Source organism: Salinivibrio sp. MA607 (assembly GCF_001996245.1).
GTDB lineage: Bacteria > Pseudomonadota > Gammaproteobacteria > Enterobacterales > Vibrionaceae > Salinivibrio > Salinivibrio costicola.
This window is the reverse complement of the sequence record NZ_MUFJ01000002.1, coordinates 39,198-53,552: the sequence shown is the minus strand read 5'-3', so window position 1 is coordinate 53,552 and position 14,355 is coordinate 39,198. Positions and strand designations below refer to the sequence as shown.

The following is a 14,355-nucleotide window of genomic DNA, read 5'->3' as shown; positions in this document are numbered from 1 at the left end:
ACAATGAGTGAATACAGTTTTGACTTTCGCCGCGCCGGGCTGGATGTCCTTAACATTGAGCAAGACGCGATTGCACAATTAAAAGCCGCCATTGATGATCGTTTTGAGGCGGCTTGCCAGCTGATGCTAAACGCCACCGGCAAAGTGGTGGTGATGGGAATGGGTAAGTCAGGCCATATTGGCAAAAAAATTGCTGCCACCCTCGCCAGCACTGGAACGCCTGCGTTTTTTGTCCATCCTGGCGAAGCAAGCCATGGTGATTTAGGTATGATCAACCAAGGCGATGTGGTGCTCGCGATCTCTAATTCCGGCGAGGCCGGTGAGATATTAACCTTGCTACCCGTGATTAAACGCTTGGGCATTCCGTTAGTCTGTATGACGGGCAATGCGCAATCTAGCATGGGGCAGTTAGCAAAAGTGAATCTTAACATTCATGTCCCGCAAGAAGCCTGCCCACTGGCATTAGCTCCTACCTCGAGCACCACTGCCACCTTAGTAATGGGCGATGCCCTTGCCATGGCCTTGATGCAAGCAAGGGGCTTTACCGCGAATGACTTTGCGCTTTCGCACCCGGGCGGTGCATTAGGACGCAAGCTGTTACTGCGCATCAGTGATTTGATGCATCAAGGCGCGCGTTTACCCGTGGTGCCCGAAACAGCCACCGTGCGCGATGCTTTATTAGAAGTGTCTGAAAAGGGCTTGGGGATGACCGCTATCGTCGATGCTGATCAACAGCTGACCGGCATTTTTACCGACGGTGACTTACGCCGCTTGTTAGATATGCGGATTGATTTGCATACCACCACCATTGGCTCGGTGATGTCAAAAGGCCCGGTGACGATTGAACCGGAGTTGCTTGCGGCAGAAGGACTTAAACTCATGGAAGAGCGAAAAATTAACGGGTTGTTGGTTGCCAAAGACGGCCAGCTGCTTGGCGCCCTTAACATGCATGATCTTTTAAAAGCCGGAGTGATCTAATGGCCTCTACCGTAATTGAAACGCTGTACGGCCCTATCGCCACCGACGTATTCCAGCGTGCCGCTGCCATTCAATTACTCATCTGTGATATTGATGGGGTTTTTTCTGATGGTCGCGTCTATATGGGCAATCAAGGCGAAGAACTCAAAGCGTTCCATACCCGCGACGGCTACGGCATAAAATCATTGATGAACGCCGGGATTGAAGTTGCTGTCATTACAGGCCGCCAATCTCAGATCGTTGAGAACCGAATGCGCGCACTGGGTGTCAAACATGTGTATCAAGGCCAAAGCGACAAGTTAGCCGCGTACCAAGATTTGTGTTCGCACTGTGATGTACTTCCCGCACACACAGCTTATATTGGTGACGATTTGATTGACTGGCCAGTGATGGAAAAAGTGGGGCTGTCTTGTTGCGTCGCAGATGGCCACCCACTGCTAAAATCGCGTGCTGATCATGTCACCCACATTGGTGGTGGGTTTGGCGCGGTGAGAGAGGTCTGTGATTTGCTGCTAGAAGCCCGTGGCGAGCTCGATCAACACAAAGGTTTGAGTGTATGACTCGGCGGCTAGGCCTGCTTTTACTGATCGTGCTTTGTGCACTCAGCGGCTATTACCTATTGGCCCAGCACCGTTGGCAAAAGGTGCAACAGGTCACCCCTGATGCAGAAAAGCCTTTGTTTACCGGCGAAGACATTGAAACGGTGCAGTATACTGCTGACGGTGTGCGTAGTTATACCGTTGAAGCCAAGCATCTTGAGCACTACGCCAAAATCGATGAGACCCATTTTAATGAGCCTGTACTTTGGACCTATCAAGACGGCCAAGATGAAGAGTGGCGTGTGAGCGCAAACTACGCCGTTTTATCGGACGAGCACCTGCTCACTATGACGGGCAATGTCCGTATTTTTAATTTACTGCCGAATGCACAAATTGATTCGGTAACCACCGACTCTGTGACCTTAAACCTCACAACACGAGATTTTTGGTCCGATAGTCCTACCACCATCACGGGCACCCGTTTTCAAACCACAGGAAAACGCGTGAAGGGCAACTTCGGTAGCCACCAGATGGAATTGTTAGACGATGTTAAAGGCCGATATGAAACGACCCCTCGTTAAAGCACTAGCAGGTGCGATGTTGCTATTTTCGCACTACTCACTAGCGCTGAGTAGCGACACCGAGCAACCTATTCACATTCAATCTGAAAGTCAGCATTTGGACATGGCCACCAATACGGTGACCTTCACACAAGATGTCGTGCTCACCCAAGGCAGCATTAAAATCTTGGCCGATAAACTGATCGTTATCCGCCCGGAGGGGAAAGATGGCAGTGAAACCATCGAAGCCTATGGTAAACCGGCAACCTTTGAGCAAACCATGGATGACGGCAAACAGATTCATGGCGAAGCGAACAAACTGCGTTATGAAGTCGGTAATGAATATCTCAAAATGTCGACCAATGCGATGCTCGAGCAAAGTGGCAACCAGGTAGAGGGCAATGTGATCACCTACGAAATCGACAAACAACAATTGGTTGCCGAGAGTGATAGCAACAAACGGGTCACCACGATTTTACAGCCGACAAGTAAAAAAAATTCATCCAATAACGATTCATCTGAGTCAGACGCGGAATAAGAGGCCACATGGCAACACTGACAGCGGCCAACTTGGCAAAGAGTTATAAAGGGCGAAAGGTCGTCGCCGATGTAAGCTTGGAAGTGAAATCCGGTGAAATCGTCGGTCTGCTTGGCCCGAATGGTGCGGGAAAAACCACCTCATTTTATATGATTGTGGGTTTAGTGGCCCGTGATGAGGGGGCGATTTATATCGATGATAAAGACATCAGCATTCAACCCATGCACAATCGCTCTCGCTTGGGGATCGGTTACTTACCGCAAGAAGCGTCGATATTTCGTAAACTCAGCGTCTACGATAATCTCATGGCGGTGCTACAAACGCGTAAATCCTTGACTAAAGAAGAGCGTCAGGACAAAGCCGAAGACTTGTTAGACGAGTTTAATATCCAACATATTCGTGACAGCTTAGGCATGGCGCTTTCTGGGGGCGAACGCCGACGGGTTGAAATTGCGCGCGCCCTCGCCGCGAACCCTAAATTTATTTTGCTTGATGAGCCCTTCGCTGGGGTTGACCCGATTTCGGTTATCGATATAAAAAAAATCATTGAACACTTACGTGACCGTGGTCTCGGTGTGCTCATCACTGATCACAATGTACGCGAGACGCTCAGTGTCTGTGAGCACGCTTACATTGTCAGCCAAGGTCACTTGATTGCACACGGCACGCCTGATGAGGTGCTCAATGATGATCACGTTAAACGGGTTTACTTGGGCGATCAGTTCAAATTGTAGGATCGGCTCACGCTAAAAAATGCCAATCAAGGCTATAGTTAAATAAAGCGCTTGCTCTGTTGACCAGAGCAAGCGTTTTTAACCTCTTTGGTCGTTGAAAAAGGAAAGGTGTAAAGCCTCTATGAAACCCACGCTTCAGCTTAAGCTTGGACAACAACTCGCAATGACACCACAACTGCAACAGGCGATTCGTCTGTTGCAGCTGTCGACGTTGGATTTGCAACAAGAGATCCAAGAAGCGTTGGAATCCAACCCTCTATTGGAACATGACGAAGGCCAAGAGCAAGACACGGATCAAAGTGATAGTCAGCACGATCAGCATGCGGCCTCACAAGAAACGGCAACCGCCAGTGCCGATACCATGGAAACATCCGATGCGTTCGAAAAAAACGAAATGCCGGATGATCTCCCAGTTGATACGACGTGGGACCACTTATACTCTGCTGGCACCGGCAGTACCGGTGTGGGTGGATATGATGATCAGCCCGTTTATCAAGGCGAAACCACGCAGACGCTATATGACTATTTAAAATGGCAGCTTGAGCTCACGCCATTTTCCGAAAACGATCACGTGATTGCCATGGCTATCATTGATGCGGTGGATGACCAAGGCTATCTCTCAGTCAGTACCGAGGATATTTTAGATAGCCTCGGCAGTGATGATATTGAACTGGATGAAGTTGAAGCGGTGCTTAAACGCGTCCAGCACTTTGATCCTCTGGGGATTGCGGCGCGTTCACTGCAAGAATGTTTAATGCTGCAACTGGCCACCTATGATGACAATACACCCTGGCTGGCAGACGCGCGCAAGGTCTTGACCGAGCATATGGACTTACTTGCCAATCGCGATTATCGCCAACTCATGCGAGAAACCCGTCTAAAAGAGCCGGAGCTTAAAGCGGTGATGCAGCTCATCCACAGTTTAGAGCCTCGCCCGGGTAACTTAATTGTCACCAACGAAGCTGAGTACGTGGTCCCTGATGTATCCGTGTTTAAACACCAAGGCCAATGGGTGGTACAAATTAACCCAGATAGTGTGCCTAAACTGAAAGTGAACGAGCAATATGCCGCTTACGGACGCAATGGCTGCAGTGCATCTGATGGCCAATTTATTCGTTCACACTTACAAGAAGCAAAATGGCTGATTAAGAGCTTGGAAAGCCGCAATGACACCTTACTTAAGGTGACGCGCTGTATCGTTGAGCACCAACATGACTTTTTTGAATACGGCGAGGAGGCCATGAAGCCCATGGTCTTGAATGATATTGCCCTTGATGTGGATATGCACGAGTCGACCATTTCCCGTGTCACCACACAAAAGTATATGCATACGCCTCGCGGTATTTTCGAGCTGAAATACTTTTTCTCCAGCCATGTGAGCACCGACAATGGCGGTGAATGCTCATCGACGGCGATTCGCGCCTTCATAAAAAAATTGGTCGCTGACGAGCCGGCAAACAAGCCACTCAGTGATAGCAAGATTGCCGCATTGCTGGCCGAGCAAGGCATTAAAGTTGCAAGACGGACCATTGCCAAGTACCGAGAGTCACTTGGCATTGCGCCGTCAAACCAGCGCAAGCGTCTATTGTAGACGCCTCAACAGAAGGAAAATGTGTATGCAAATCAACCTGACTGGACAGTCTGTCGACATCACGCCACCATTGCGCGAGTATGTGGAAACCAAATTTGCTAAACTCGAGCGCTTTTTCGAGCACATTAACAATGTCCATGTTGTACTGAATGTTCAAAAGCTTGACCAAATCGCAGAGGCAACGCTCCATGTAAATAACGGCGAGCTCCATGCGAAAGCACAGTCGCAAGACATGTATGCGGCCATTGACGGGTTGACCGATAAACTGGTTAAACAACTGAGTAAACACAAAGAAAAGCTCAAACAGCATTAGGCTATGGAACTTAAAGATGTACTTTCAGTGGACTGCACGCGTAGTGCTGTCCACTGCTCCAGCAAAAAACGCGCCCTGGAAATTATTAGTCAGGTTGCTGCGGATAAAATGGGCACTAACGCGCAAAAATTGTTTGAATGCATGCTAAGCCGTGAAAAACTCGGCACCACAGGCATTGGCGCGGGGATTGCTATCCCACATGGGCGAACACTTGAGAGCCAACAGGCTATCGGGGTGTTGTTGCAATGTGCGGAACCTATCGAGTTTGATGCAGTCGATAAACGTCCGGTGGATTTGCTATTCGCGTTACTGGTACCCGATGAGCAATGTAAGGTGCACTTACAAACCCTTTCGAGCATTGCGGAGAAGCTGAACGATAAACAGCTATGTCGTCAACTTCGCAGTGCTGACTCAGACCAAGAGCTCTACAACATTATTACGCAATAAGCCATCAGGCTAACGGGGAACATTATGATGCTAAAAATTGTCAGTGGCCGCTCTGGCTCAGGCAAGTCAGTGGCGCTAAGGGTACTCGAGGATCTTGGCTACTATTGCGTCGACAATTTACCCGTTAACTTACTGCGTGACTTTGTCGTGTCACAAGATGACGCCGACGCCAAAATCGCGGTGAGTTTAGATATCCGCAACCTTCCGAATGCGAAAGAGCCGATCGCGGATACCTTAGAGGCATTACGACAAGTCTGCGATGTGACACTTTATTATTTGGATGCGGATGACAAGGATCTGATCAAACGATTCAGTGAAACACGGCGTTTGCATCCGTTATCGCGACATAATTTGTCACTTGAGCAAGCGATCCAAGCCGAAAAGCAACAGATGGCACCGATAAAAGCTCATGCCGATCGCGTTATCAACACATCCGGGCTCTCTATCCACGATTTGAGTGAATCTGTGCGTGCCTTGGTGCTTGGCCGCACCAGCAGCGATCTTGTCATGGTATTTGAATCGTTCGGCTTCAAGCATGGCTTGCCCGCCGATGCCGATTATGTGTTTGATGTTCGCTTTTTACCCAACCCGCATTGGGAGCCCACGTTACGACCCCATACTGGCTTAGAAAAACCCGTCCGCATGTTTCTTGCCGCTCAGCCAGATGTCGCAATGGTGATCGCGCAAATTAAGGGCTTTTTAGAGTCTTGGCTCCCGGCGCTTAAAAATAACAACCGCAGTTATGTGACCGTAGCAATCGGCTGTACCGGTGGTAAACATCGCTCTGTCTATGTTGCCCAGTATTTATCTGATTATTTTCATGAGTTAGGCGAACAGGTGCAAATCCGTCATCGCACGTTGGAGCAACAAGGATGACCGCCTTGTCAGCACAGGTCTGTGTCCGTAATCGCCTTGGCCTCCATGCCCGCGCCGCGATAAAGCTGGTTGAGTTAGTGCAAGACTATGATGCGCAAGTCACCCTACAAACCGACACTAAGTCCGCTAATGCAGACAGTGTGATGGCGATGCTGATGCTCGAATCAGCACAAGGCGAAACGATCACAGTGTCGGCCGATGGCCCTCAGTCAGCGTTAGCCCTAGATGCAGTCAAAGCGTTATTTGATGCGGGATTTGACGAAGACACGGTCACCTCTCACACCACGACGTAAGCCTGTGCATTCATTGCCCACAATTCCCGCCTTCAACCGATTTGTCATGAGACAGACACCCCTGATTGGGTTAGAATTTTAGTCATTGCATTTGGGGGAGTGACCGATGGCAGAGTCAACAGAACAAGAACAAAGTAACCAAACCCACCAACGTCTCCAAGAAGTCACTCAACTCCTTGAGCAAGGGATGTTCGTACGCGTACGTCGCATGCTTGAGGACATGGAGCCGGAAGATACCGCCCACCTGCTAGAAGCATCGCCGCCAAAAGGGCGTCTTGTTCTGTGGCAATTAACCGATCCAGAGGATCAGGGGGAAATCCTTGATGAGCTCTCGGAGGACGTTAAAGACGGTATCATGGTGCGGATGGCGCCCGATCAGCTTGCGGCAGCCACCGAGGGCATGGAGACCGATGATGTCGCCTACTTGCTGCGTAGCTTGCCTCAGGACGTTTCTCAAGATGTGCTAGCGCAAATGGATGCCCAAGATAGGACGCGGGTGCAACAAGCCCTTTCCTATCCTGAGGAGTCTGCAGGCGGGATCATGAACACCGACGTCGTCACTATTCGTGATGATGTCACCGTGGACGTGGTCTTACGCTATTTGCGCATGCGCGGTGAGTTACCCGATACCACCGATACCTTGTACGTGATTGATCCCAATGGCCGATTAATCGGTAATTTGCCTATCAGTGCCCTCTTGGTGAATCAGCCGGATGTCGCCATTGCTGACATCATGGAGGATCCTGATGAAGCGATCAGCGTCACCATGGATGATGGCGATGTCGCCCATTTGTTTGAGCGTCGTAACTGGGTTTCCGCCCCTGTTGTCGACGAACGTAATCACCTCGTCGGTCGGATTACCATTGATGATGTCGTCGATATTATTCGTGAAGATGCCGAGCATTCGATGATGAGTATGGCAGGCTTGGATGACGAGGAAGACACCTTTGCACCGGCTTTTAAAAGTGCACGTCGTCGTAGCATTTGGCTTGGGATCAATGTGCTCGCCGCCCTAACCGCGGCGTCCGTCTCTAATATGTTTGAAGGCACCCTGGATAAAATGGCGGCAATCGCCGTTTTAATGACCATCGTCCCTTCTATGGGTGGTGTAGCGGGTAACCAAACGGTCGCACTGGTGATCCGAGGGCTTGCCGTCGGCCATATCGGTGATTCCAACACCCGCTGGTTACTGGCCAAAGAAGCCACCGTGGGGTTGATGAACGGGCTGATTTGGTCCGCTATTATTGGTGGCATTGTGGTGGTTTGGAAAGGCAGTATTGAGTTAGGGTTAATTATTTCCGGTGCAATGCTGGTCAACCTATTTATCGCGGGCATTGCTGGGGTCGCAATACCGACATTGCTGAAAAAATACAATATCGATCCGGCGTTAGCGGGCGGCATGGCGCTCACCACCATCACCGATGTGGTCGGCTTGCTTGCCTTTTTAGGCTTGGCGACGCTGTTTATTACTTAACGCAGATAAGGTTAATCGGCCACGATGTGTGGGGTTAGTCCACGAGAAAAATCACGACAATAAACCCAAAAAAAGGCGAGCCACTGGCTCGCCTTTTTGTTATTACACTAAACCGCTGCTGTGCCAAACAGCTGTTACACTTAACCGCTGTCCGCTAAACAGGTATCACTTTATTCGTCCAAGAAGCTGCGCAGTGTTTCTGAGCGGCTTGGATGACGAAGTTTACGTAGCGCTTTCGCCTCAATCTGACGAATACGCTCACGAGTCACATCAAACTGTTTACCCACTTCTTCCAGCGTATGGTCAGTATTCATTTCAATACCAAAGCGCATACGCAGTACTTTCGCTTCGCGTGGCGTAAGACCGGCTAAGACATCATTGGTTGCCATCTTAAGGTTGTTCGACGTCGCCGAATCCATAGGCAGTTCCAACGTGGTATCTTCGATAAAATCACCTAAGTGTGAATCTTCATCATCACCAATCGGTGTTTCCATCGAGATCGGCTCTTTGGCAATTTTCAGCACTTTGCGGATTTTATCTTCTGGCATCAGCATCCGCTCTGCCAATTCTTCCGGTAACGGCTCGCGGCCCATTTCCTGCAGCATTTGGCGCGAAATACGGTTGAGCTTGTTGATGGTCTCAATCATATGCACCGGAATACGAATGGTCCGTGCTTGGTCTGCAATCGAGCGTGTGATCGCCTGACGAATCCACCAAGTGGCATAGGTTGAGAATTTATAACCACGGCGGTATTCGAACTTATCCACCGCTTTCATCAAGCCAATGTTACCTTCTTGAATCAGATCCAAGAATTGTAAGCCACGGTTGGTGTATTTTTTCGCAATCGAAATCACCAAACGCAAGTTCGCCTCAACCATTTCTTTCTTGGCACGGCGTGCTTTCGCTTCACCAATGGACATGCGACGGCTAATATCTTTGATACGCTCGACCGACAGGCCGGTTTCGTCTTCGATAATTTTTAGCTTCTGCACACAACGGCGTAGGTCTTCTTCGTAACGTGCGACACGCTCTGCGTAAGGCTTGCCTGAATTAAGTGCTTGGTCAATCCATGCATCTGACGACTCGTTACCGCTAAACAGTTGCACAAAGGTTTTCTTCGGCATTTTCGCCTGATCGACACAAAGACGCATCACCAAACGCTCTTGGGTGCGAACCTTGTCCATGGTCTGACGCATGTCTTTTACCAAACGATCAAACTGTTTGGGGATCAGACGGAACTGTTTAAATGTCTCAGACAGTTCTTCGATCGATGATTTAGTGCGGTCGTCATAACGCCCGTACTTCTGAATCGCGGTTTCCATTGCCGAATAAGTACGACGCAATTCGCTGAACTTTTCACGTGCGAGCTCAGGATCGATACCGACATCTTCCTCACTCTCATCGTCTTCGTCGCTATCGTCTTTGTCGTCGTCTTCATCTTCGTCATCCAGCTCTTTTTCACTGAGCTCGGAGCCGATATGGGTCGCGGTCGGGGCGATATTGTCCTGTTCGGGATCGATAAACCCCGAAATGATGTCGGTTAAGCGAAGCTCTTCGGCTTCAACTTTGTCGAATTGATCAAGCAGTGAAGCAATCGAGGCCGGATATTCCGCCACCGAACACTGCACCTGATTGATGCCATCTTCGATACGCTTGGCAATATCGATCTCGCCCTCACGGGTCAACAGCTCGACCGTCCCCATTTCACGCATGTACATGCGAACGGGATCCGTGGTGCGACCAATCTCGCTCTCCACACTCGATAGAGCTGCCGCCGCGGCTTCTGCTGCATCTTCGTCGGCCACGGTTTCTGACATCATTAACTCATCGGCATCTGGCGCGGCTTCCACCACTTGAATGCCCATGTCATTAATCATCTGAATGATGTCTTCTATTTGGTCGGAATCGACAATGTCTTCCGGGAGGTGGTCATTAACTTCGGCATAGGTCAGATAGCCTTGCTCCTTGCCTTTTGCGACAAGCAACTTTAGCTGTGACTGCGGATTTTGATCCATAGACGATATCCAACTTCGGGTCTGAGTGAAGAATTTAGTATGCGGAAACGCAAACCGCCAATTTTAACAAATGTCACCTTTGCTGGCTACTTTCTAAACGGACTGGCTCTGTATAAGGAGCATCAGTTCCCGCTTCTCTTCGACTGATAAGCCGACGGTATTTGACTTCGCTTGCAACTTGGCTATTTGTTGTTCGACACACTGGGCGAGTATTCTATCCAGTGAATCGCAAAAAAGTTCTGACGCATTTTCATCGTCAACATGTAGGTCCCAGCCAGCCAAACGGGCTAACAAGGCTTCTTGTTTGGTTCCCCGCCAGTGCTCTAGCAACTGGCCGGTAGTGATATGGGGGCGCTGTCGACAGATCTCAAGGATCGGGTTTAACAACGCTAACCCGGGTAAATCAATGGTGTCTGCCGAGGGTAACGGCGGCACTTCTTGACCAAGCATGGGGTACTGCACCAATAAGGCAATCACCTCACGCATGGGTGTACGCTTAATGTCAGGCTGACCATGGACCTTAACAGGTTGTCCTTGCCGGCTGATTAGCGTATCCAACTGGTGATCATCCATAATACCGAGCTTTTGCCCTAACGTATTACGTAAATAAAGACGCAACGTATCACCCGGCACTTTCTCAATCAGTGGCACGGCTAAGTTAGCTAGCTTGGCTTTGCCCTCTCGGCTACTGGTATCCACCTGCTTGAGCAAGGTATTAAACATAAAGGTCGATAAGCTTTGCGCCTCGCTTAAGCGCTGCTCAAAACCTTCTTTCCCTTCTTGGCGGATCATGGAGTCAGGATCATCGCCATCGGGCAAAAACATAAACTTCAGCTGCCGACCATCATGAATATAAGGCAGGGCTTGCTCCATCGCACGCCATGCCGCATCACGACCGGCACGATCACCATCGTAGCAACACAGTATAGTACTGGTTTGCCGGAACAGGGTTTGAATATGTTCACCTGTGGTAGAGGTCCCCAATGAGGCAACCGCATAGTCAACGCCAAATTGCGCCAACGCCACCACATCCATGTAGCCTTCAACCACCAAAATACGTTCGGGGTGGCGGTAAGACTGCATCACCTCATACAAACCATACAACTCACGACCTTTATGAAAGATCGGGGTTTCAGGTGAGTTAAGGTATTTAGGCGTGCCATCTCCCAATACCCGGCCACCAAAACCAATCACACGACCACGTCGATCGCGAATCGGGAACATAATGCGGCCACGAAAACGGTCATAAGTATGGCCATTGTCATTTTCAATCAGCATCCCTGCCGTTAACAGTTGCTGCTGATCGGCTTGGCTGCGCCCAAAACGTCGCTTAATCGTATCCCATTGGTCAGGAACGAACCCGACACCAAACTGTTTTACCACTTCTCCGGATAATCCGCGCTGTTTGAGATAATCGATGGCCACTTGCCCAGCATCGGTGCGTAATTCACCGCTGTAGGTACGCGCAATGGCTTCCATCATCTCGTAGATTTGGCGCTTATCATCACTTGGCATGCTGGGCCGTGCGGAACCACCCGACGATTGCTCGCGAGGTACCTCTAAACCCAGACCACTGGCTAGCTCTTCGATCGCTTCCGGAAATTCGAGCCGTTCGAATTCCATCATAAAGTCAATCGCATTACCGTGCACACCACATCCGAAGCAGTGATAAAACTGCTTATCCTGGCTCACACTGAATGAGGGGGTTTTCTCGTTATGGAACGGGCAACAGGCACTATAGTTTTTGCCTTTTTTCTTGAGCTTGACCCGTGCATCTATGATCTCAACGATGTCGAGACGTGAAAGCAAGTCATCAATGAATGCGCGCGGGATTCTGCCTGCCATAACCTGAAATTTATAAGGAGAGAAGCAAACAAGCCGCGCCGTCCATAATGGAAAGCACGGCTTGTTATAAAGTGAGGAATATCTAGCCTAGGTGCGCTTTAACACGCTGGCTTACTTTCCCCATATCAGCACGGCCCTGCACTTGGGGTTTTAATACCCCCATGACGTTGCCCATGTCTTGCATTGACGAGGCACCCGTTGTTTCAACGGCTGCTTTCACCAATGCGTCGACGTCGTCATCGCTCAGAGGCTGGGGTAGAAATTCTTCTATCACCGCGATCTCAGCAAGCTCTACATCGGCAAGGTCGTCACGACCGGCTGCTTGGTACTGGGCTACGGAATCACGGCGCTGCTTTACATTTTTGGTCAACACAGCCAGGATTTCATCATCGCTTAGCGACTGACGCGTATCCACTTCTTGCTGCTTGATTGCTGCCATTACCAGACGAAGCGTACCGAGGCGCGCTTTGTCTTTTTGTTTCATCGCCGTTTTTTGCGCGTCTTTTAGACGTTCAAGCAATTCCATAGCATTTTCCTGAATCTATCGTTATTAGTACATACGTACGCGGCGTTGGTTTTCGCGTGCCAACTTTTTCAGGTGACGCTTTTGAGCAGCGGCTTTAGCGCGTTTGCGAACGGTAGTTGGCTTTTCATAGTTCTCACGACGGCGAACTTCAGAAAGAATACCTGCTTTTTCACAAGAGCGCTTAAAGCGACGCAGTGCTACGTCAAATGGTTCGTTTTCACGTACTTTAACTACTGGCATGTGCCTTTCACCTCGGGGGTTGTCAGTTACTGCTGGCGAACAATTGGCCAGCCTTGATTAAAAATGGTGCGAAATTCTAATCCGAAGAAGGGGTGAATGTAAAGCGCATCTAGCGAATTACTTCTAAGCCATGTAAGATTGCGCGCACGGTCAGTCTATTCTGACCCTCTCTTCTCCGCTTCGATCATCACATTATATCATGTGGGCAATGATCTTAAATACACAATCTATCGGCTGTTAACCTGAGGTTATGATGCGCATTTTAGGCATAGAGACATCTTGTGACGAAACCGGCGTTGCGATCTACGACGATCAGGCAGGGCTTTTGTCACACCAACTTTACAGTCAGGTAAAACTGCATGCCGATTATGGCGGCGTTGTTCCCGAGCTGGCCTCACGCGATCATGTCAAAAAGACCTTGCCCTTAATTAAAGCGGCCATGGCGCAAGCGAACCTTACACCCGACCAACTCGATGGCATCGCCTATACTGCCGGCCCAGGTTTAGTCGGTGCGTTACTGGTTGGATCCACCATTGGCCGCAGTCTTGCGTATGCATGGCAAGTGCCCGCCGTGGGTGTTCACCATATGGAAGGTCATTTACTCGCGCCCATGCTTGAAGACAATCCGCCCGCTTTTCCTTTTGTCGCCTTGCTGGTGTCAGGCGGCCACACCTTATTAGTAGAGGTGAAAGGCATTGGCCAATACCGTATTTTAGGTGAATCGATTGATGATGCTGCCGGTGAGGCGTTTGATAAAACCGCCAAGCTAATGGGCCTTGACTATCCGGGAGGGCCCTTGCTGTCGAAACTCGCCGAAAAAGGCACCCATGGCCGCTTTACCTTTCCGCGTCCGATGACTGACCGCCCAGGGTTAGATTTCAGCTTTTCTGGCCTGAAGACCTTTGCGGCCAACACCATTGCCGCCAACGACACCGATGATCAAACACGAGCAGACATTGCCTATGCATTCCAAGATGCAGTCGTCGATACGCTGGCAATTAAGTGTAAACGCGCCTTAGACCAATGTGGCCTGAATCGTTTGGTGGTTGCCGGTGGAGTCAGTGCTAATCGTTATCTACGTGAAAAGCTCGATGTGCTGACCAAAAAACGTGGCGGCGATGTATTCTATCCTCGCCCTGAATTTTGCACCGATAATGGCGCGATGATCGCCTACGCGGGCATGCAGCGACTTAAAAACGGTGAGCATATGGGACTCGGAGTTAAAGCTCAGCCTCGTTGGCCACTAGACACACTCGCGGCTGTTGATAGTGAACAGACAGACTCATGACATGACGCGATAACCCGTGGCGTATCAATACGTCGCACCCTAATAAGTCGCACCATCGCGAAAATAGTGCAATCATCCCCAAAAGGCAGCCATCGGCT

General features: G+C 49.9%; 16 protein-coding genes. 12 read left to right on the top strand and 4 right to left on the bottom strand.

All coding sequences use genetic code 11. The features are described 5' to 3' along the window. Positions 1–3 precede the first annotated feature (3 nt). From kdsD to mgtE, 11 genes are all read left to right on the top strand, one after another. Positions 4–978, top strand: coding sequence for an arabinose-5-phosphate isomerase KdsD (kdsD, locus tag BZG81_RS01420; RefSeq protein ID WP_077660145.1), 975 nt, complete (start codon positions 4–6; stop codon positions 976–978). Then, a complete protein-coding gene (kdsC, locus tag BZG81_RS01415) occupies positions 978–1,538 on the top strand; it encodes a 3-deoxy-manno-octulosonate-8-phosphatase KdsC (protein WP_077660146.1) in 561 nt (186 codons plus the stop codon). Before kdsD ends, kdsC begins: the two co-directional genes overlap by 1 nt. Then, positions 1,535–2,098, top strand: coding sequence for an LPS export ABC transporter periplasmic protein LptC (lptC, locus tag BZG81_RS01410; RefSeq protein ID WP_077459898.1), 564 nt, complete (start codon positions 1,535–1,537; stop codon positions 2,096–2,098). The genes kdsC and lptC overlap by 4 nt, the downstream gene beginning before the upstream one ends. Then, positions 2,079–2,615, top strand: a complete 537-nt coding sequence (gene lptA, locus BZG81_RS01405) for a lipopolysaccharide transport periplasmic protein LptA (RefSeq protein WP_077460037.1) — start codon at positions 2,079–2,081, stop codon at positions 2,613–2,615. Before lptC ends, lptA begins: the two co-directional genes overlap by 20 nt. Before the next feature lie 8 nt (positions 2,616–2,623). After that, the gene (gene lptB / locus BZG81_RS01400) at positions 2,624–3,349 is read left to right on the top strand and encodes an LPS export ABC transporter ATP-binding protein (protein WP_021022675.1); all 726 of its coding nucleotides are present in this window, start codon (positions 2,624–2,626) and stop codon (positions 3,347–3,349) included. 121 nt (positions 3,350–3,470) lie between these two features. Next, positions 3,471–4,940 carry an RNA polymerase factor sigma-54 gene (locus tag BZG81_RS01395; RefSeq protein ID WP_077660147.1) on the top strand — a complete coding sequence of 490 codons (1,470 nt, stop codon included), beginning with the start codon at positions 3,471–3,473 and terminating at the stop codon, positions 4,938–4,940. Positions 4,941–4,965: 25 nt separating this feature from the next. Further along, positions 4,966–5,253: a ribosome hibernation promoting factor gene (gene hpf, locus BZG81_RS01390; protein ID WP_021022677.1), complete on the top strand. Its 288-nt coding sequence runs from the start codon at positions 4,966–4,968 to the stop codon at positions 5,251–5,253. Positions 5,254–5,256: 3 nt separating this feature from the next. Then, on the top strand, positions 5,257–5,700 hold the full coding sequence (ptsN, locus tag BZG81_RS01385) for a PTS IIA-like nitrogen regulatory protein PtsN (protein WP_021022678.1): 444 nt from the start codon (positions 5,257–5,259) through the stop codon (positions 5,698–5,700). 24 nt (positions 5,701–5,724) lie between these two features. Further along, a complete protein-coding gene (gene rapZ / locus BZG81_RS01380; RefSeq protein ID WP_077459901.1) occupies positions 5,725–6,576 on the top strand; it encodes an RNase adapter RapZ in 852 nt (283 codons plus the stop codon). Then, positions 6,573–6,869: an HPr family phosphocarrier protein gene (locus BZG81_RS01375; RefSeq protein ID WP_077676590.1), complete on the top strand. Its 297-nt coding sequence runs from the start codon at positions 6,573–6,575 to the stop codon at positions 6,867–6,869. The genes rapZ and BZG81_RS01375 overlap by 4 nt, the downstream gene beginning before the upstream one ends. Before the next feature lie 106 nt (positions 6,870–6,975). Beyond that, positions 6,976–8,343: a magnesium transporter gene (gene mgtE / locus BZG81_RS01370; RefSeq protein ID WP_021022681.1), complete on the top strand. Its 1,368-nt coding sequence runs from the start codon at positions 6,976–6,978 to the stop codon at positions 8,341–8,343. Positions 8,344–8,513: 170 nt separating this feature from the next. Here mgtE and rpoD read toward each other — a convergent pair whose 3' ends face one another. The 4 genes from rpoD to rpsU form a co-directional block, all read right to left on the bottom strand. Continuing rightward, on the bottom strand, positions 8,514–10,358 hold the full coding sequence (rpoD, locus tag BZG81_RS01365; RefSeq protein WP_077676589.1) for an RNA polymerase sigma factor RpoD: 1,845 nt from the start codon (positions 10,356–10,358) through the stop codon (positions 8,514–8,516). 93 nt (positions 10,359–10,451) lie between these two features. Beyond that, complete coding sequence (dnaG, locus tag BZG81_RS01360; RefSeq protein WP_021022683.1) at positions 10,452–12,203, bottom strand: DNA primase; 1,752 nt, start codon at positions 12,201–12,203, stop codon at positions 10,452–10,454. An 82-nt stretch (positions 12,204–12,285) separates the two neighbouring features. Beyond that, on the bottom strand, positions 12,286–12,729 hold the full coding sequence (locus BZG81_RS01355; RefSeq protein WP_021022684.1) for a GatB/YqeY domain-containing protein: 444 nt from the start codon (positions 12,727–12,729) through the stop codon (positions 12,286–12,288). A gap of 24 nt (positions 12,730–12,753) precedes the next feature. After that, complete coding sequence (gene rpsU, locus BZG81_RS01350) at positions 12,754–12,969, bottom strand: 30S ribosomal protein S21 (protein ID WP_021022685.1); 216 nt, start codon at positions 12,967–12,969, stop codon at positions 12,754–12,756. A gap of 253 nt (positions 12,970–13,222) precedes the next feature. Between rpsU and tsaD the strand changes: the two genes are divergently transcribed. Beyond that, positions 13,223–14,257, top strand: a complete 1,035-nt coding sequence (gene tsaD, locus BZG81_RS01345; RefSeq protein WP_077576242.1) for a tRNA (adenosine(37)-N6)-threonylcarbamoyltransferase complex transferase subunit TsaD — start codon at positions 13,223–13,225, stop codon at positions 14,255–14,257. Positions 14,258–14,355: the final 98 nt, after the last annotated feature.